We start from the raw sequence: 18,931 nt of genomic DNA, 5'->3' as shown, positions 1-18,931 counted from the left end.
GATATGTTCAATGCCACTGAAATTTTAATTGATGCCTTTGTAAATGAAATTCGAGAAGGTTACCGTCGCACCTACGGCTGCTTCAAAAATGATTATCAGGATATCATCGCCTGGGCTGGTAACATGGCTTTAGAAAATATTGCCAATAGCGATGCTCTTTATCATAATGTTGAACACACAGTACTTGTAACCCTTGTGGGGCAAGAAATCTTACGTGGCAAACACATTAGAGAAGGTGGTGTTTCCAGTGAAGATTGGCTGCATTGTATCATTTCTTTGGTGTCTCATGATATTGGCTACGTTAAGGGAGTTTGCCGACAAGACCGAGAGACAGCAAATTTATATTCCACAGGTAAAAATGGCAAAATGATTTCTGTAGCTCCTGGCGCTTCTGATGCCAGTCTGACGCCGTATCATGTTGATAGAGCCAAGCTTTTTATTGATGAGCGTTTTGGAGGTCACAAGTTAATCGATGCTGAAGCAATTAAGAGTAATATTGAATTGACTCGATTTCCTGTGCCTGCGGCAGAAGATCATCAAGATACAAGGTGTTTTGCCGGATTAGTCCGTGCTGCTGATTTGATTGGTCAACTAAGCGACCCGCGTTATCTGAAGAAAATTACTTCTTTATTTTACGAGTTTGAAGAAACTGGAGTAAATAAAGTTTTAGGTTATAAAACTCCTGCTGATTTACGTAATAACTACGCTAAGTTTTACTGGAATGGCGTCTATCCCTATATCCAAGAGGGGCTGCATTATCTATCACTGACACAACAGGGAAAACAAATTTTGGCTAATCTCTACTCAAACGTGTTTGTTGTAGAACATGAAAAACAACAGGAAGAACAGCAGCGCTATTTAGAGAAATTAGGAGTTGGGAATTAGTAGAGACGCGATTAATCGCCTCTGTACAGGAGTTATGAATTAAGATAAAAGTTTAATAACTCATAACTCCTAATTACTAACTCCTAACTATTATGGATTGGTGGCGACGACTGAAGAAAAATCCTTTGGCACGATTTGGGGCAATTTTGCTGTTAATTTTCTACATCGCAGTAATTGCAGCAGATTTCGTGGCTCCTTATGACCCTTATGCTTCACAGCCCAATGGTTCACTGCTGCCACCAACTAAGATACATTGGGTTTCTAAGTCAGGGCAGTTTGTTGGGCCTTATATTTACCCGACAACTCAGGGAGACACGAATTTAGAAACAGGCGATCGCGAACTCATTGTAGACTTGACGAAACCCTCACCCCTACGTCTATTTGTCTCTGGCCCAGAATACCGATTGTTGCAGATGAGTTTGCCATTACCCCCAAAGTGGGATGAGGTTACAATCTTTCCTGGTATTCCCTTAAATTGGCATTTATTTGGCACAACAACTGGGGCAAAATTCAACATCTTGGGCACTGATGACCAAAGCCGCGACCAATTCAGTCGCTTGCTGCATGGTGGTCGCATCAGTATGTTTATCGGGATTTTTGGCATTATTATTACTTACCCCCTCGGTTTAATCATCGGCGGAATTTCTGGCTATTTCGGCGGTGTGACTGATAGCGTCATTATGCGTTTGGCAGAAGTGCTAATGACTTTCCCTAGTATTTATCTTTTGGTGACTTTAGGAGCAGTCTTACCACCTGGTTTAAGCAGTACCCAGCGCTTTTTGCTGATTGTAGTAATTACTTCGGTTATTAGCTGGGCTGGTTTAGCACGGGTTATTCGGGGACAGGTACTATCAATTAAAGAGAGAGAATTTGTCCAAGCGTCACGCGCAATGGGCGCGAACCCAATTTATATTATCCTCCGCCACGTTTTGCCGCAAACGGCTAGTTATGTAGTTATCTCTGCTACTCTTGCAATTCCTAGCTTTATTGGTGCAGAAGCAATACTGAGTCTCATCGGTTTGGGAATACAACAACCAGATCCTTCTTGGGGAAATATGCTTTCTCTGGCTAGCAATGCTTCAATTTTGGTGTTGCAACCTTGGTTAATTTGGCCACCAGCTGTGCTGATTATCCTTACAGTGTTAGCATTCAACTTACTCGGGGATGGCTTAAGAGATGCACTTGATCCTCGTAGTTTGAGAAGATAAGCGTTTAGAAGCTGAAATTGATATTTGTGCAAAAATTGGGTGTGTATTCTCCAATTAGAAACTAAACGGAGTAGTAGTTCTATGGCCTACAGCGAGTTTAGTTTAGCTAAAGCAAAACAAGACTTTAGTTTAATTACATTAGAAAAACGTGATATTTTCGCCGAAGCTCCTGAATTAGCTGCAAGTAATTTACTTGTAGAAACACTCAATTATAACCTGGCGATCGCTTTAGGTAGTAATAGTGAAAAAGCTCGTTCTGAGTTAATTATTGCTCCAATTTTAGTTGATTTACGTCGACAATTACGAGAACAAATTGGTTTATTTTCTGGGGTAGATTTTACTGTCGATAATAGTAAAGGACTAAACGGCACTTGCGATTTTATTATTACTAAATCTCCAGAAATTCTAATTTTAACAGCACCAGTAATTACAGTTGTAGAAGCTAAAAAAGAAAATATTAATGCAGGTTTAGGTCAGTGTGCAGCAGAAATGGTAGCAGCCCAAATTTTTAATCAGCAAGCTGCAACTGAGATTAAAACAGTTTATGGAGCAGTCACAACGGGCAGTATTTGGCAATTCCTCAAACTAGAAGAACAAACATTGACAATTGATTTAAGCGAATATTATCTCAAAGATGTGAATAAAATTCTTGGTATTCTAGCCAGTGGTATTTATCAAGAAGGTTAACAAATATCAAACAGCTTAATATCGAATTCTGGGATCTACATAAGCATTTAAAATATCAATCAAAATACTTGCACTTACAACGATCGCACCAAAAAATACTAGCACTCCCTGGACTGTGGGATAATCGCGATCGGCGATCGCTTGATACAGTCGATTAGCTAACCCAGGCCAAGAAAATGTTACTTCTGTCAAAATCGCTCCACCTAACAGAGAAGCAAAAGTTAATCCCAAGACTGTAATTACTGGAATTAGTGCATTTTTTAAGGCATGAGAGGCTAAAATCTTGTTTTCACCAATACCTCTGGCTCTAGCGGCTTCTACATAATCTGCTTGCAAGGTTTGCTTTAAATTCACTCTTACAATTCGCTCAAAAATCCCACTGAGTAAAATTCCTAATGTGAGACTCGGTAGGGCAAGATGGTGCAAAGATGTGAAAAACTGAGTAAAATTTCCACTGAGTAAGCTATCAATTGTATACAATCCAGTGACAGTAGTCGGAGCCGGAAGATTGGGCGGAAAGCGGTTGGAATTGGGAAACCAACCTAGTTGGACTGAGAAAATCAACTGCAAAAGCATTCCCGCCCAAAACATGGGGAGTGCGTAAGTGATGATCCCAAATAAGCGCCCACCGACATCAAAATATGTCCCTGGACGAGAAGCTGAAAGAGTCCCAACCGCAATTCCAACGATGAGTGCAACCGCCATACTACATATTGCTAACTCCACTGTTGCTGGGAAATATTGTCCAATTATGTCCCAAACATTCTCTCCCCGACTCAACAAAGAACTTCCCAAATCAAAGCGTAACAAATTTCCCAAATAATTGAGATATTGTAGCCACAGAGGAAGGTTTAAACCCAGTTGCTTTCGCAATTCTTCTTTAGCAGCTTCTGGCGCACGTCCACCGAGAATTGCATCTGCTGGATCTCCTGGTGTTGCTCTTAGTAAGAGAAATACAATGGTGATAATTGTTAATAGCTGAAGTGGCGCGAGAAGCAATCGAGAAACAATGTAATATTGTAAAGCTTTAGAACGAGACATAAGCAATTCAAAATTATATAAATGCAGTTTTTGGAACTATCTCAGCTATTAACTAGATATATATTGAACATGAAACATTTTACTTAAGAATCAAAAGTCAATGGTCAACAGTTATTACTAATGACTAATGACTAATGACTAATGACTACTTTTTAATTGTCTGGTAAACCAGAATTTGGGTAGGGTTAAGTTGTACGCTGTTCACACCATTTCGGGCAAATACGTAGTCTTTGCTTTGCCATAAAGGAACATAAGGTACATCAGTAGCTACTTGCGTTTGAATTTCTGCAAAAATTTTCTGACGCGCTTCGGGATTTAGTTCTTTGCGTTGCTGATCAATCAGTTTATTCATGGCTTCGCTATAGTAAAACGAACCCTGAGTTTGACTGGCTCCATCTTCGCATCCTTTAGCAACTGAACCTTTATCACAAGTCAAAAATGGCTGGACGTAATTATCTGGATCTAAAAAGTCTGGATACCAATCAAGTAAAGCTCCTGGATATAAACCTTTGGAAATATCTTTAAAGAAGGCTGGCCCTTCCGCTTGGGTGACTTCAAATTGAAGTATTCCATCCATTTTGGCATCAACAAGAGATTTGAGCGTCTGTGCTGCCAAACTACGAGTAGGTGAACTAGAAGGATACCAAATTTGTATTTTTGCCGGATTCTCTTTAGAAAAACCAGCAGTAGCTAACAATTTTTTAGCTTGATCAAAGTTAGCATCACCGTATTTTTCTTTAAATAATGGCACAGAAACTTTCAATGTTGTCGGAATCATGCTATAAAGCGGATCTGCTTGACCAAGTAACGCCCGTTCATTTAACAGGGGACGGTCAATTATTGACGCGATCGCTTGTCTTACCTCTAATTTATCTAAAGGCTGCTGATTCCGGTTTAATACCAGATAACTTACTACACTACCCTCAGCTGCGATCGCTTGCCAATCACCTTTTTTACCACCTTCTGACAAACTACGATTTTGATCTGGCTGTAACGATAAATAAGCTACATCGATTGCGCCTGTACGGAAAGCATTAAACAAATTAACCGGACTAGTTTGAATTTGCAGGTTAACACCCTTGTTAACTGGTTTTTCTCCCCAATACTTATCAAACACATCAAATCGGATTGAATCAGTACCATACTGTCCTAATTTGTAGGGGCCAGTCCCCACAAAAATATTCGGCTTAAATTTACCAGCACCAAGTTCGTAAGCTTTTGGCGAAACTGCACACACCCCAGGAAATGCCAGCAATGAAGGAAAGGCTGCAAAGGGCTTTTTCAGCTTAAAGGTTAACTCATATTCGCCTGTAGTTTTTACCGAATCTACTACATCACCTAGTAAGAATGAAGGTTTCCCTTTATTTTGAATAAAGCGGTTGATGGTAAACGCCATTGCTTGGGCATTAAAGGGAGTCCCATCGTGAAAAACTACTCCTTTACGTAAGGGAATAGTATAAGTTAAGGCATCTTGGCTAACTTTCGGTAATGCTGTAGCTAGCTGGGGTTTAATTTCCGTGCTTCCTGGTTCGTAGGTGTAGAGGCGATCGCTCATATTAAACACCAAACCTAAGGATGCTAACTCATAAGCATCAGCCGGATCAAGGGTTCTCGGCTTTGCTGTTGTACCTATAGTAATACGACCATCACCTGTAGGGCTATTTACAGAACCCGATGGGGGTGTAGTAGTCTGTGGACGAGGAGCGCAGCTAACAACTAAAAATAAACATAGACAGAACAAAGATACGAATTGTGTAATCCTACCCCACCGTTTCACGGACAAAGAAAACCAGGTCATAGCGATAAAATACTTGATATCAGAGGTCAGCAATATTACTACATTTGTGACTATTGTGGTTGATTTTTACAATTAGTTACGTTAATGCGTGTGGCTAAATATATGCATATAGATAACTTCCGACCAGATATGAAAAAATTTACTCGATATTATGACTGAATTGGCAACCACCTCAAAAATTTGTGTCGGCTACTCAACTTATAGTTAAATTTATTGCTTGTGTACGATTGCACTATTTGTTACAAAAAACCATTAACCAAAAGATAAACTTGGCATTTGTTAAATAATGAAAGGTTTTTATTTAATTAAGATTTTAAACATTTACTAAATTTGTCGTAAATTCATAATTACTAGTGAATAGATTTGTTAAGCTTTGACGGTAGCTCAAGTAGTGTACATTAAAACTTTGCTTGTTGCTACTTGGATACAGACAACCGTGGCGTTGTTTTTCGTAGAGAACAGCTACATGGTTTTACTTAACAAATAAGAGTGTTTATACATCAGCGAATAAAGCGATCGCGATATTGTAAACAACAGATTGAAAGTCTAAATAGTGAGACTAAGAGCGTGAAATATTTCTTTCTATCTGAGGGATGGGCAGTTGCGAGAGTCTGGGCATCTGATGGACTCTGGCAAATAACTGCATGGCGCCGCCAACCAGATATTCAACGAATGAACATTTGTTTAGTAGAACAAAACGAATTGCTATGGCTTTATCGAGTTGAAGAAGCCGTTTTAACCGTCGAAGTGAAGCCAACAACACCAGAAATTGCCAGTCAGACCATAGGCCAAGTAGTACTCAAGCGATTAATGAGCGCTGAACAGGTAATTGAACGCCTGGGTACGGCTGAGGCGAAATGTCAACTACAAAACATCCACTTGGTGGTTCAGTAGATAGTAGGGCTTTGGGCATGGGGCATTGGTCATTGGGTATGGGAAAGAGGACTTGAGGACAAGGAGAATTGGGGACAAGGGGAAAGACTTGTTGGAAGCTCTAAACTTTTGTCACCTTGTCCCCTTGTCCCCTTGTCCCCTTGTCCCCTCTGCTCACCTGCTCCCCCTGCTTCCTCATCCCCCTCTTCCCCCCACTCCCTCTGCTCCCTATCCAGCTCTGCCCCGTCTTCCCCTCGTAAAGAAAAGATAAGAAAATTTAATCCCCGATAGCGATTAGTAGCGAAAAAACTTGGACATGCTACGCGATCGCATCAATTTACACGCTTGCAAACAATTCCATCAATAGTTACACTTTTTAAAACATTCTCATTTTTGCTTGCGGTGGCTACCCTACAAGGTAAACCTCCCGAAGCGAGTAAGCATTGCCAAAACAACCGCGCTGTCTAATTTATAAGACTAAGCTGTGGTAAGGTTTTGGCTGTGGCAATAACAAAAAACAAGAGAGAGTTTTCTGAGTGGCGAGTTTCGTTCCTGGCGAGTTTCGTTCCTTAGAATCTCAGTAAGAAAATTGCTTTGTAAACTAACTCATCGAGGAGGAGCGTAGTCGATGGGACTACCCTGGTACCGAGTACATACAGTCGTTCTGAATGATCCAGGGCGGCTGATTTCTGTACACTTAATGCACACAGCCTTAGTAGCAGGCTGGGCTGGTTCGATGGCACTCTACGAACTGGCTATTTTTGACCCTAGCGATCCGGTTCTCAATCCCATGTGGCGTCAAGGGATGTTCGTTCTACCCTTCATGTCACGTTTGGGCGTTACCCAATCTTGGGGTGGTTGGAACGTTACTGGTGGCCCAGCAACCGATCCTGGCTTTTGGTCATTTGAAGGTGTTGCTGCGGCTCACATCGTTCTTTCCGGTCTTTTGTTCCTAGCTGCCGTTTGGCACTGGGTTTACTGGGATTTGGAACTCTTTAGAGATCCCCGCACTGGTGAACCTGCCTTAGACTTGCCAAAAATGTTTGGCATTCACCTGTTCTTATCTGGTCTACTTTGTTTTGGATTTGGTGCTTTTCACCTCACCGGACTATTTGGCCCAGGCATGTGGGTTTCTGACCCCTACGGTATAACTGGAGCCGCGCAAGCAGTAGCACCAGAATGGGGCCCTGATGGTTTTAACCCATACAACCCTGGTGGGATTGTGGCTCACCACATTGCTGCTGGAGTTGTTGGTATTATTGCAGGCTTATTCCACCTCACAGTAAGACCGCCCGAACGGCTCTACAAAGCCCTACGGATGGGGAACATTGAAACAGTACTTTCTAGCAGTATTGCAGCAGTTTTCTTTGCTGCTTTCGTTGTTGCTGGTACTATGTGGTACGGCAACGCCGCTACTCCCATCGAATTGTTTGGCCCAACCCGCTATCAATGGGATCAAAGCTACTTCCGTCAAGAAATTCAGCAACGCGTCCAAACAAGTGTTGCCCAAGGTGCAACCCTTGAGCAAGCTTGGTCGCAGATTCCCGAAAAGCTGGCTTTCTATGATTACGTCGGTAATAGCCCCGCTAAAGGTGGTCTATTCCGTACAGGGCCGATGGTTAAGGGTGATGGCATTGCTCAGTCTTGGCAAGGTCACGCCGTATTCAAAGATTCTGAGGGACGGGAATTGACCGTGCGTCGTCTCCCCAACTTCTTTGAAACCTTCCCTGTTATTTTGACCGATGCAGATGGAATTGTCCGCGCTGACATTCCCTTCCGTCGGGCAGAATCTAAGTATAGCTTTGAGCAATCTGGCGTCACCGTCAGCTTCTATGGTGGCAATCTGAATGGTCAAACCTTTACAGAACCAGCTGATGTGAAGAAGTATGCCCGGAAAGCTCAAGGTGGTGAAATCTTTGAATTTGACCGAGAAACCTTGAACTCTGATGGTGTATTCCGCACCAGTCCTAGAGGTTGGTTTACCTTTGGACATGCAGTATTTGCTCTCTTGTTCTTCTTTGGTCACCTCTGGCATGGCGCTCGGACAATCTACCGAGACGTATTTGCTGGTGTTGATGCCGATCTAGAAGAGCAAGTTGAGTGGGGTCTATTCCAGAAAGTGGGTGACAAGTCAACCCGCCGGAAGGAAGCCCTTTAAAGGACAGGAAACTGGGGAATGGAGACTGGGAAAAGTTTTTCCAGTCCCTAATACCCAGCACCCAATCCTAATCCCTCATTACTAGCTGGATAGGCAGGAAATCGTAATATGGAAAGCGTTGCGTACATCTTGATTTTTACTCTGTGTATAGGTACTCTCTTTTTTGCGATCGCATTTCGCGAACCCCCTCGTTTTGAGAAACCAAAAGATAAGTAAATCCTATATACCAGACCTTTAAGCGGATTTAATCTTAGTATCCGTTGCTACGATCCTTAGTAGCAACGGATATTATTGTATCTGTCCTTTTTTAGTTCTAACTACTAAGTGAATAACCAATCATTTTTAGATTGTGATATAATTTCCAATCTTGGGAGTAGATATGTGTTAATACTAGCTTTTCTGCGCTAGGATGAAAATGGATGTTAATGTAAGCTGGCATAAAACTGTTTGCATAGCACATCGCGCTTGTCGCACAACCTTTACGGAGACTAGAACCAGGAACAAATCAGCATGGTCAATCAGAATTTAACCGCTACAGAAATTGGATTCACTCACGAAGATTTCGCTGCTCTACTTGACAAATACGATTATCATTTTAGCCCTGGTGATGTTGTCCCAGGAACAGTTTTCAGTATAGAGCCGCGCGGCGCTCTGATTGACATTGGTGCTAAAACCGCAGCATATATTCCTATACAAGAAATGTCTATTAACCGGGTAGATAGCCCGGAAGAAGTCTTACAGTCAAACGAAACGCGGGAATTTTTCATCCTTACCGATGAAAACGAAGATGGTCAATTAACCCTTTCCATTCGCCGTATTGAGTATATGCGGGCTTGGGAGCGCGTGCGACAGCTGCAAGCAGAAGATGCTACTGTCCGTTCTGGCGTATTTGCAACCAATCGCGGTGGAGCATTAGTACGGATTGAGGGATTACGTGGCTTTATCCCCGGCTCTCATATCAGTACCCGTAAACCTAAAGAAGAATTGGTTGGCGAAGATTTGCCATTGAAATTCCTAGAGGTGGACGAAGAACGCAACCGCTTAGTTCTATCTCATCGTCGGGCGCTGGTTGAACGTAAGATGAACCGCCTAGAAGTCGGCGAAGTAGTAATTGGTACAGTTCGTGGCATTAAGCCTTACGGTGCTTTCATCGACATTGGCGGCGTCAGTGGTCTACTGCACATTTCTGAGATTTCCCACGAACACATTGATACACCTCATAGCGTGTTCAATGTCAATGATGAAGTAAAAGTTATGATCATTGATTTGGATGCAGAAAGGGGTCGGATTTCCCTATCTACCAAGCAGCTAGAACCAGAACCAGGCGACATGATTAAAAACCGGGATTTGGTCTACGATAAAGCAGAAGAAATGGCTGCTAAATATCGTGAACAGTTGCTAGCCAAGCAACAAGGTGCTACTGCTGCTTCTACTGAAGTTGTAGCAGAAGAAGATATTCCACCAGCAACGGAACTTGACGAAGATATTCCACCAGCAGCTGAACTTGACGAAGATATTCCACCAGCAACGGAAACTGAAGAAGAAATTCCCGCAGCAACGGAAACTGAAGAAGGAATTCCAGCAGCTATTGAAGAATAATACATTTATAGTTTTACTTATTTGTAAGTAAGAGTATTAAATAATTCTATAAAGAGGGGAAAACCCTCTTTTTTTATGTGAAGAATTGGGAGCAATTAAGAGTTAAACATAAACACTAATAACTCTTCACTTTTAACTAAATAAATGGAATGAAATATTATGGCAACTATTAAATGTAGAAACATCACTTTTGATAATATCCAGGCAATTTTGTTTGACAAAAACGGTACTCTAGAAGATTCAGAAACGTATTTGCGATCGCTTGCACAAAGAGCAGCAAGGTTGATAGACGCACAATTTCCCGGTATTGGGGAACCGCTATTAATGGCATTTGGCGTTAATAGTAACACCCTCGACCCGGCGGGTATAGTATCCGTAGCAAGTCGCCGCGAAACTGAAATCGCCGCCGCAGCGTATATTGCTGAAACTGGAAAAGGTTGGTTTGAGTGTTTAAAAATTGCCCGTCAAGCTTTGGATGAAGCTGAAAAATATATCGATCAAACTCCTTCACCGCTTTTTGTGGGTAGTTTAGAGGTGTTGAAATACCTTCAAGAAGGGGGGCTGAAACTCGGCATCCTCTCTGCTGCGACAACTGATGAAGTACATAATTTTGTAGCTAATCATCAGTTAGGTGATTATATTCAGCTGGAAATGGGAGTAGATGACGGGCCGAGTAAACCAGATCCAGTGCTATTTTTGCAAGCTTGCCAAGCTTTGGGAGTCGAACCAGGCACTACATTGATGGTAGGTGATTCCGTTGGTGATATGCAAATGGCGCGTGATGCTAAAGCCGCAGGTTGTATTGGTATCACTTGGGTGGGTAAGTCGGATAATGTCCGAGGTGCAGATGTAGTGATTAATCAACTTGATGAAATCCAGATTTTAAAAGATTAGTTTATCTTTAACGACGCCAAATAGCTGTTGAAAGGATCTATAGGTAATAGCGATGTCTGACGACAAGCACTGATGCTCGTAAGGCTTGCGTTAGTTACGTAAGGGCGTCTCTACCTACCAAGTTCGCAATCGTCTGACGTCATTTGAGAGCAGTTGTTACAACGGGAGCAACCCCTAGAACCAACTACCTCTTCTACTTGGGGCCTCCCTAAGTAGAGCAAATAGCTACTGAGAGAAATACCAAGAGTGCTGTCTCACCGCTACATAACCCATCGGTGAGAGGTTAAGATAATCTTATTTTTGTCAATTAAAAATTATGCTGGAAATTTGGAACAAGCAGAGATATGAAATTAACTCTTGTACTAAAGCAATGGATCAAGAATAAAAGATGCGTATCGAAATTACACGTAGGCGTAGCCCGCCATAGGCATCGCCTGCTCAAAATTGTGTTTTTAACCCCAATTTTAGCCCGATTCTAGCAAGATTTTAAGTACTATTGCTGATTGACAAATAGTAGCTACCTTAACCTCTCACGAATGCTACATGCCTAAGTGCTTTCCCGTAATAGTTTGTTAAAATTTACTTTATCTATTCCTTTAGATAGATATAAAATATTTCTCAGATAACTTACTATTTTTTTGAGGCTTGTTAGAAGAACAATTCTCAATGGAAAAATTCAGAAATCAGAATTCAGGAGTCAAAATAAATTAGTGGGAAATTAAGATCCGCCTATTTGTCGTTGACCACTAAATCTTCTCCTTTGGAGACGCTACGCGAGCAATTTAGTCGCCGCCTTAAACCATTTATTCATCTGCTCGTAGGGTAGCTACCCCAGTTGTACAGAATTAAATTCTAGATTGCCAATTTTAACTCCTGGATTCTTGTCTGATAAGTGAAATACGCTGATAAATAATTAATTTCTGAGCTAGAAATTGATTGTTTTATCATGTTTCTGTTTGCCTTAACAGAGCGTATTGCACATACATATTTAATAACTGCTAAAAGCCCCAAACCTCAAACAGGATGCTGGGTAGAATTCCTTTGCGTAGAAGTATCTTAGGAATTTTAAGTTGCAGCTCATGTCCAGAAATTACACGTCTTTGCGGAGTCGAAAAATATGAAAATTCTAACTGGTCTGATTTCCAGCTTGACACTATTGAGTTTAAATGTTGTTGGTTTATCTCAGGTGCAGGCTCAAACACCACAGGGATTTACTTTTCAAAAAGTTCCAGTAACTCTTTTCGGAAATGGTTGCCCAAAGGGAACAGCAGAGGGAATTTTGAATGGAGATACTCTTTCAGTAACATTTTCTGAGTTTGAAGCTTTAGCTGCACCTCCTAAAGTTGTATCAGTATCCTGCAATTTACGGATCGGTCTTAATGTACCTTCTGGATTGAACGTCCAGCCGATTAACATTTTATATAATGGCTTTGCAGATGTGCCTAAAGGGGGTAATGCTAACCTGAACGTTAGAGTGCTATTTCAAGGTCAAATGGTTCCAACTAACAATAATCCAAACGCAACGTTTAACTCTGGCTTCTCAGATGTTTGGAGCAAAAATGTAGGTATTACATTAGGTACAATAAATGCATGTAAGAAGCCAGTGAGTTCGATTTTTGGTATCAATACAAATCTGACAGCAAGAGCTACAAATATACCTGTAAACCAAGAAACCCAAATCCGAATTGATACAATAGACACAACCATCGGCCCTGTATTGTTCCAAATCAAGTTTGCTTTTACGCCTTGTTAATTTTTTTAAATGCATAGTTAATTTTGCATTTAATTGTTTACTAAAGCTGATACATATAAGAGGATGTTTTAAAAGTTCCGGAATGTATAGTTTTACTATTCTGGCTCAGTTCAACTGCGACGAACAAATAAGATTTCAGCTATGTACTGAGACACTTGGGCGTGCTTTATCATGAGAGCAAAATACCCTTTTAAAACATTCTCTATAATTGCTTACCAAACTTATCCAAAGATTTCTTCAGAGCGATTGGAAGAAATCTCTGGCTCTTTGTTTGGAAAAACTGTATTGGCTACAAAATGGCAATTCTTAAATAAATGAAATACGCTGATCTTAAATAATTTCAAAATCAGAAATTAATTATTTTATGCGATTTCTGTCTGCTTTAACCAAAACGTATTGTAGACAATTAAGAACTGCTATAACTCCCCAAATACCAAAGAGATCGGTGGTTAAAATTATTTTGTGTAAAAGGAAGAGTCTTAGGGAATTTAAAGTTGCAGCTAATTTGTACAGAAAATTAAACGTTTTCGCGGAGTCTAACAACATGAAAATTTTAACTGGCATTATTTCCAGCTTGACCTTACTGAGTTTAAATCTAGTGGGTTTATCTCAGGTACAGGCTCAAACAGAAGGATTTCAGCTTCAAAATGTTCCAGTAAGTTTTTCGGGAAGTGGTTGCCCACCGGGAAAAATACAGGGAGTTTTGAATGGAGATACCCTTTCAATAACATTTTCTGCATTTGAAGCTAAAGCTCAACGTCCTCAAACTGTATCAGCATCCTGCAATCTGCGGATCGGTCTGAGTGTACCTTCTGGATTTAACGTTCAGCCGATTAACGTCCTATATAATGGCTTTGCAGATGTGCCTAAAGGAGGCAGTGCTGACCTAAATGTAAAAATACTCTTTCAAGGTCAAGAAGTTCCAACTAACGATAATCCAAACCAAAAGTTTAATGCTGGCTTCTCAGATAATTGGAGCAAAGATGTAGGTATTGTATTAAATACAATAAATGCATGTAAGAATCCAGCGAGTTCGGTTTTTGGTATCAATTCAACTGTGATAGCAAGAGCTACAAATGTACCAAGTAAACCTAAAGGTTTAGAAACCCAAGTCCGAATTGATACAATCGACACAACAATCGGCCCTGTATTGTTCCAAGTCAAGTTTGAGTTTAATCCTTGTTAGGTTTTTTAAATGCATAGTTAGTTATTGTATTTAATTTTTACCAAAAGCTTAAATCTCAAAAGCTGCTTTACCAACTTATCGAAAGATTTCTTCTAATCGCTTTGAAGAAATCTTGGACTCTATCTCTTGATAAATAACTAGGTCAAGTCAAATTAGCTGAGAAATATATCAAAATCACAATTTACCGAACATACATTGTTGGATAGGTAAAATATATTTATCTGTGATTTTGAATTTTTTCAAGGATTATTATGACTGCAATTCTGAATTGGATAAAAACTCAGAAGTAAGAATTCAGGAGTCAGAATCAATTTAGTGGGGGGTCAGACCTACCATTTCATTATTGAACAGTAAATCGAACGCGAGTGCGTCTACAAAAGAGAAAATTTGCTGAGGGTATTAAACCCATTTATTAATTTTGCTGGGAGACTACCTATTGCTTCGCTATCTGCTATTTATACAGAATTAAATTCTGAACTCTAAGTCATGACTCCTGAATTATTTTCTGAAAATTGAAATACGCTAATAAATAATTTACGAGCTAGAAAGTAATTATTTTATTCTATTTCTGTCTCTTTGAAGCCGAGCATATTGCAGACAATTAAGAACTGCTGAGAATCTTCCAACTTGGAAAATGCTACTAGGTAAAATTTGTATTTGTAAAAGTATATTAGGGGTTTGACATCGCAGCTAATACGTACAGGAGATTATATAATTTTCGTGGAGTTATTATATGAAAGTTTTAACTGGTATGATTTCCAGTTTGACGCTACTGAGTTTAAATGTTGTGAGTTTATTTCAGGTACAGGCTCAAACACCCACAGGATTTAAGTTTCAACAAGTTGGTGGAACTTTTTTCGGAAATGGTTGCCCAAGCGGAACAGCACAGCTAGTTTTGAATGGAGATACTGCTTCAGTAACATTTTCTCGGTTTGAAGCTAAAGCTTCACCTCCTAAAGTTGTATCAGCATCCTGCAATCTGCGGTTCGGTCTTGATATACCTTCTGGATTTAACGTTCAGCCGATTAGCATCAGGTATCTTGGCTTTGCAGATGTGCCTACAGGAGGCAGTGCTGATTTGAGGGTTGAAATATCATTTCAAGGTGCAAGTGTTGCAACTATCAATAATCCAAATCAAACGTTTCCGGCTGGCTTTTCAGATACTTGGAACAAAAATATAGATATTATAGCAAACACAATAAATGCATGTAGTAGACCAGTCAGTTCGATTTTTGGTATTAATTCAACTCTGACTGCAAGAGCTAGAGATATACCTGCAAATCAAGAAACCCAAATCCGAATTAATACAATTGACACAACAATTAAGGATGTATTGTTCCAAATAAAATTTGCTTTTAAGCGTTGTTAGGTTTTTTAAATGCATAGTCAGTTTTGCATTTAATATTTTACAAAAACTGCTGTTTGTAAAACTTTACCAACTTATGGAAAGACTTCTTCAATTACTCTGAATAAATCTTTGCCTCTCTATCTTGACAAATAGTTAGGTCACGCCAAAGTAGTTGACAAATCTAAATAAATCATAATTGGTAAAAAATATGTCTTTGGATATTAAAATAATATATTTTTGTTTGATAAGTTAATGGTATAATGTTTATAAAACTTCTTGTGAGGGCAATTCTTAATTAAAAAAGAATTCAGAAGTAAGAATTCAGGAGTCAGAATCAATTAGTGGGGGTTCAATACCGCCATTTTATTCTTGAAGGCTAAATCGAACGCGAGTGCGTCTCCAAAGGAGAAGATTTAGTTAGGGTCTTAAACTCAATTATTCATTTGCTGGTAGACTCGCTACCTCTACATGATTTTCTTTTTCGTGCAGAATTCAATTCTGAATTCTAAGCCCTGACTCCTGAATTATTTTCTGATAAGTGAAATACGCTGGTAAACAATTTTTAAGTCAGAAATTGATTGTTTTATTATATTTCTGTCTTTCTTAATCAGAGCGTACTCCATACATTTAATGAGCCTTATAAATCCCCAAATCCAAAAAGTCTGCCAGGTAAAGTTTTTTTGTTTAGAAGTCTATTAGGAGATTGACATTCCATGTAATATCCACACGAGATTACAGATTTTCGCGGAGTTACTAGATGACAGTTTTAACTTTAATCTTTGTTAGGTTTTTTTAATGCATAGTTAGTTTTGCATTTAATTTTTCCAAAACTTGATCTTTGTAAAGCTGTACCAACTCATCGAAAGATTTCTTCCAATAGCTCTGAAGAAATTTTTGACTCTGTGTCTTGAGACATAGTTATTGACAACAAACCTGAGAAGCTCTCCTTATTTGAGATGAAAGATATGAAAGTTTTAACTGCTCTTATTTCCAGCTTGACGCTACTGAGTTTAAATGTTGTGGGTTTATCTGAGGCGCAGGCTCAAACACCAGCATTTCAGTTTGAAAGTGTTCCAGTAACTGTTTTCGGAAATGGCTGCTCGTCTGGAAGTTTCCAGGGAACTTTGGTAGGAAACACTCTGTCTGTAACTTTCCCTCGATTTCAGGCTACAGCTGTATCTCCTAGAGTTGTATCACAATCTTGCAATCTTAGAATTGGACTTAATATCCCTAAGGGCTACAAAGTTCAGCCCATTAACTTGAGATATTCTGGTTTTGCAAATGTACCTCAGGGGGGTACTGCTGCTCTAAGGGTTACACCAGTGTTTCAAGGGAAAGTAATTCCATCTAAGAATGATCTAAACGCAAACTTCGCTTCTGGCTCTTCAGTTGGATGGCTGAAAGATGTAGCTATTACAGGAGATACAGTAGACGCATGTGCTAACCGAGTGAGTTCGGTTTTCGGCATCAACACAAATTTGATAGCGCGTGCTACAAATGTAGCTGCGGGGCAGCAAACTCAAATTGGATTCAATGGAATTTATAGAATTAGGTTTAATTTGACTCCTTGCTAGTAGGAACAGATATAGCGATGCCATGTAGAGAGTCGAATCTTAGAGGATTAAATTAGTCCTCACAAAAAATCGATAAAAAGCCAGCGCACCAGGCTTAGTATGATACTAGGCTGGTGCTTTTGTATATTTTTGTGCAGTCTACCCCTGACTACACTACTCTGGTGGATTTGGCAAATATTCTGGCAACGTTTTTCTACTGTGGCATAAAACAGCAAGCATAAATAAAATATTTCCACCCTGCTAACTAAATTGAATAAGACAGAGGGAAGGACTTGGCATCCTTTGGCTTCACATACACCCGTTGTTTCGGTTCTAATTCTAATTGGTTAAAGCGATCGCGTGTTAAATGCGCCATCAACACTTGCCCATCATCGAAAGTTAATTCTACCTGAATTTCCCAACCCAAATGTATCAAACGGCTGACTGTAGCAGCTGTAGTAGAACCGTTAGCAACCTTTTCTAATATCACATCTTGCGGACGCAAAAATACTTGTGGGTGTGGTGCATCAAATCCGCTACTTTCAAAAATCTTAGAGTTGCTGGGTAACACATTCACCGGGCCTATGAAGCTCATCACAAATGCGGTGGCAGGATTATCATAAATTTCTGCTGGTGTCCCCACCTGCTCGACACGCCCTTTATTCATCACCACAACTTCATCGGAGACTTCCATTGCTTCTTCTTGATCATGGGTGACAAAAACCGTGGTAACATGAACCTCATCATGGAGGCGGCGTAACCATGCCCTTAAGTCTTTGCGGACTTTAGCATCAAGTGCGCCAAAAGGTTCATCTAGCAGTAAGACTTCTGGTTCTACTGCCAGTGCCCTTGCCAATGCTACCCGTTGTCTTTGACCACCAGAAAGTTGTGATGGATAGCGATCGCCTAATCCACTCAATTGCACCAATTCGAGTAACTGTTCTACTCGCCCCTTAATTTTTTTTGGCTGTGCCTTACGAATTTCTAAACCAAAGGCAATATTTTGCTTGACAGTCAGATGCTTAAATAAAGCATAATGCTGAAACACAAAGCCAATATTGCGCTGTTGCACGCTTTGGTATGTAGCGTCCTTACCGGTAAGCAGAATTTTGCCACTATCTGGCATTTCTAAACCTGAAATTAACCGTAGTAGCGTAGATTTACCTGATCCTGATGGGCCGAGCAACGCAACTAGCGAACCACTCTTAATTTCCAGGCTAACCTGATCAACTGCCTTGAAACTCCCGAATTGTTTAGAGACATTCTCAACTACTATACCCACTGCGGCTGTACCTCTGCAACTAATCTACAGTTTCCTGCTAGGATTACTGTGTCTTACATATACCATATATCGTTAGTTAGAGATAAACAATATTTAGCCAAGATTTAGCTACTACAACTGCCGCAATCGAGGAAGCTACAGTCAGCACCACTGCAATCTAGGGAACCACAATCCGGGGAACTACAATGCGGAATTATGCTAACCATCTCGACACAATTGCAGCCCAAATCGGCACAATCAAAACAGTCAGTATTATTGGTGCTAATAAATGAGGATTTTTGAGTAACTTTACCAGATACTTTTTGTCGTTGCTGCGTGTCTGCTTCCTTTTCTGTTGAGTCTTCTGAGTTCTCGGTTTGCGTAGACGCGTAGCGACAAGCCGCTACGCGTCTACGCAAAATTTGGTTAGCTTGCTTGCAAGCTTGAAATCTTTCACGGGAATTAACAAAAGCTACTTTTAACCCTTCTTTAGCAACTACCCGCTTGAAGTAGCTAGAGCAAGATTCACCGCCATATAATAAGCGGTGAGCGCAAGCAAAGCCTTTGTATGGGGAAATATGCTTTTGATAACTATTAATTGCGGCAACGCTGATTTGTCTGCTAAGAGAATCAAATAAAGAATGCTGCATATTGGGGACTGGGGAGTAGGCAATATTCTTCATTTTT

16 protein-coding genes are annotated in these 18,931 nt (G+C 40.3%); 12 read left to right on the top strand and 4 right to left on the bottom strand.

All coding sequences use genetic code 11. From position 1 onward, the window contains the following. The first annotated feature begins 3 nt into the window (after window positions 1-3). From RMZ43_RS30580 to RMZ43_RS30570, 3 genes are all read left to right on the top strand, one after another. Window positions 4-885, top strand: coding sequence for an Npun_R2479 family HD domain-containing metalloprotein (locus tag RMZ43_RS30580; protein ID WP_109009623.1), 882 nt, complete (start codon window positions 4-6; stop codon window positions 883-885). 92 nt (window positions 886-977) lie between these two features. Further along, window positions 978-2,093, top strand: coding sequence for an ABC transporter permease (locus RMZ43_RS30575; RefSeq protein WP_322650544.1), 1,116 nt, complete (start codon window positions 978-980; stop codon window positions 2,091-2,093). A gap of 81 nt (window positions 2,094-2,174) precedes the next feature. Continuing rightward, window positions 2,175-2,780 carry a hypothetical protein gene (locus RMZ43_RS30570; RefSeq protein ID WP_322650545.1) on the top strand — a complete coding sequence of 202 codons (606 nt, stop codon included), beginning with the start codon at window positions 2,175-2,177 and terminating at the stop codon, window positions 2,778-2,780. Between the two features lie 15 nt (window positions 2,781-2,795). Here the strand turns inward: RMZ43_RS30570 and RMZ43_RS30565 are convergent, their stop codons facing one another. Continuing rightward, window positions 2,796-3,821 (bottom strand): ABC transporter permease, encoded by a 1,026-nt coding sequence (locus RMZ43_RS30565; protein ID WP_322654962.1) that lies wholly within the window; start codon window positions 3,819-3,821, stop codon window positions 2,796-2,798. 145 nt (window positions 3,822-3,966) lie between these two features. After that, window positions 3,967-5,619, bottom strand: a complete 1,653-nt coding sequence (locus RMZ43_RS30560; protein WP_322654961.1) for an ABC transporter substrate-binding protein — start codon at window positions 5,617-5,619, stop codon at window positions 3,967-3,969. A gap of 567 nt (window positions 5,620-6,186) precedes the next feature. On the opposite strand from RMZ43_RS30560, the gene RMZ43_RS30555 reads away from it, so the two are divergent. The 9 genes from RMZ43_RS30555 (at window position 6,187) to RMZ43_RS30515 (ending at window position 17,004) form a co-directional block, all read left to right on the top strand. After that, window positions 6,187-6,513, top strand: coding sequence for a hypothetical protein (locus tag RMZ43_RS30555; protein ID WP_322650548.1), 327 nt, complete (start codon window positions 6,187-6,189; stop codon window positions 6,511-6,513). A 607-nt stretch (window positions 6,514-7,120) separates the two neighbouring features. Further along, window positions 7,121-8,650 carry a photosystem II chlorophyll-binding protein CP47 gene (gene psbB / locus RMZ43_RS30550; protein WP_322650549.1) on the top strand — a complete coding sequence of 510 codons (1,530 nt, stop codon included), beginning with the start codon at window positions 7,121-7,123 and terminating at the stop codon, window positions 8,648-8,650. Between the two features lie 108 nt (window positions 8,651-8,758). Further along, entirely contained in the window at window positions 8,759-8,866 is a 108-nt protein-coding gene (locus RMZ43_RS30545) for a photosystem II reaction center protein T (RefSeq protein WP_084227385.1), read from the top strand. 294 nt (window positions 8,867-9,160) lie between these two features. After that, window positions 9,161-10,249: a 30S ribosomal protein S1 gene (locus tag RMZ43_RS30540; RefSeq protein WP_322654960.1), complete on the top strand. Its 1,089-nt coding sequence runs from the start codon at window positions 9,161-9,163 to the stop codon at window positions 10,247-10,249. Between the two features lie 159 nt (window positions 10,250-10,408). Continuing rightward, window positions 10,409-11,143 carry an HAD family hydrolase gene (locus RMZ43_RS30535; RefSeq protein WP_322654959.1) on the top strand — a complete coding sequence of 245 codons (735 nt, stop codon included), beginning with the start codon at window positions 10,409-10,411 and terminating at the stop codon, window positions 11,141-11,143. 1,117 nt (window positions 11,144-12,260) lie between these two features. Beyond that, window positions 12,261-12,896 (top strand): DUF4360 domain-containing protein, encoded by a 636-nt coding sequence (locus RMZ43_RS30530; protein WP_322654958.1) that lies wholly within the window; start codon window positions 12,261-12,263, stop codon window positions 12,894-12,896. A gap of 544 nt (window positions 12,897-13,440) precedes the next feature. Next, entirely contained in the window at window positions 13,441-14,082 is a 642-nt protein-coding gene (locus tag RMZ43_RS30525) for a DUF4360 domain-containing protein (protein ID WP_322650553.1), read from the top strand. Between the two features lie 733 nt (window positions 14,083-14,815). After that, complete coding sequence (locus tag RMZ43_RS30520; protein WP_322654957.1) at window positions 14,816-15,451, top strand: DUF4360 domain-containing protein; 636 nt, start codon at window positions 14,816-14,818, stop codon at window positions 15,449-15,451. Window positions 15,452-16,395: 944 nt separating this feature from the next. Further along, window positions 16,396-17,004 carry a DUF4360 domain-containing protein gene (locus RMZ43_RS30515; protein WP_322654956.1) on the top strand — a complete coding sequence of 203 codons (609 nt, stop codon included), beginning with the start codon at window positions 16,396-16,398 and terminating at the stop codon, window positions 17,002-17,004. Between the two features lie 244 nt (window positions 17,005-17,248). Here RMZ43_RS30515 and RMZ43_RS30510 read toward each other — a convergent pair whose 3' ends face one another. Together RMZ43_RS30510 and yidD are read right to left on the bottom strand one after the other, a co-directional pair. After that, window positions 17,249-18,265 carry a sulfate/molybdate ABC transporter ATP-binding protein gene (locus RMZ43_RS30510; protein WP_322650556.1) on the bottom strand — a complete coding sequence of 339 codons (1,017 nt, stop codon included), beginning with the start codon at window positions 18,263-18,265 and terminating at the stop codon, window positions 17,249-17,251. Window positions 18,266-18,369: 104 nt separating this feature from the next. Beyond that, window positions 18,370-18,894, bottom strand: coding sequence for a membrane protein insertion efficiency factor YidD (gene yidD / locus RMZ43_RS30505; RefSeq protein WP_322655000.1), 525 nt, complete (start codon window positions 18,892-18,894; stop codon window positions 18,370-18,372). Window positions 18,895-18,931: the final 37 nt, after the last annotated feature.

Origin of the sequence: Nostoc sp. CmiVER01 (assembly GCF_034531135.2) — a bacterium.
Taxonomy (GTDB): Bacteria; Cyanobacteriota; Cyanobacteriia; order Cyanobacteriales; family Nostocaceae; genus Nostoc.
The sequence above is the reverse complement of the archived record's forward strand: the minus strand, read 5'-3'. Positions and strand labels throughout refer to the sequence as shown.

Bases quoted from the DNA above. Each gene is read 5' to 3' on its own strand.
- RMZ43_RS30525 (WP_322650553.1), top strand. From the start codon at position 13,441: ATGAAAATTTTAACTGGCATTATTTCCAGCTTGACCTTACTGAGTTTA.
- RMZ43_RS30560 (WP_322654961.1), bottom strand. From the start codon at position 5,619: ATGACCTGGTTTTCTTTGTCCGTGAAACGGTGGGGTAGGATTACACAA.
- RMZ43_RS30515 (WP_322654956.1), top strand. From the start codon at position 16,396: ATGAAAGTTTTAACTGCTCTTATTTCCAGCTTGACGCTACTGAGTTTA.
- RMZ43_RS30570 (WP_322650545.1), top strand. From the start codon at position 2,175: ATGGCCTACAGCGAGTTTAGTTTAGCTAAAGCAAAACAAGACTTTAGT.
- RMZ43_RS30535 (WP_322654959.1), top strand. From the start codon at position 10,409: ATGGCAACTATTAAATGTAGAAACATCACTTTTGATAATATCCAGGCA.
- RMZ43_RS30580 (WP_109009623.1), top strand. From the start codon at position 4: ATGTTCAATGCCACTGAAATTTTAATTGATGCCTTTGTAAATGAAATT.
- RMZ43_RS30575 (WP_322650544.1), top strand. From the start codon at position 978: ATGGATTGGTGGCGACGACTGAAGAAAAATCCTTTGGCACGATTTGGG.
- RMZ43_RS30540 (WP_322654960.1), top strand. From the start codon at position 9,161: ATGGTCAATCAGAATTTAACCGCTACAGAAATTGGATTCACTCACGAA.
- RMZ43_RS30565 (WP_322654962.1), bottom strand. From the start codon at position 3,821: ATGTCTCGTTCTAAAGCTTTACAATATTACATTGTTTCTCGATTGCTT.
- yidD (WP_322655000.1), bottom strand. From the start codon at position 18,894: ATGCAGCATTCTTTATTTGATTCTCTTAGCAGACAAATCAGCGTTGCC.
- RMZ43_RS30530 (WP_322654958.1), top strand. From the start codon at position 12,261: ATGAAAATTCTAACTGGTCTGATTTCCAGCTTGACACTATTGAGTTTA.
- RMZ43_RS30520 (WP_322654957.1), top strand. From the start codon at position 14,816: ATGAAAGTTTTAACTGGTATGATTTCCAGTTTGACGCTACTGAGTTTA.
- RMZ43_RS30545 (WP_084227385.1), top strand. From the start codon at position 8,759: ATGGAAAGCGTTGCGTACATCTTGATTTTTACTCTGTGTATAGGTACT.
- psbB (WP_322650549.1), top strand. From the start codon at position 7,121: ATGGGACTACCCTGGTACCGAGTACATACAGTCGTTCTGAATGATCCA.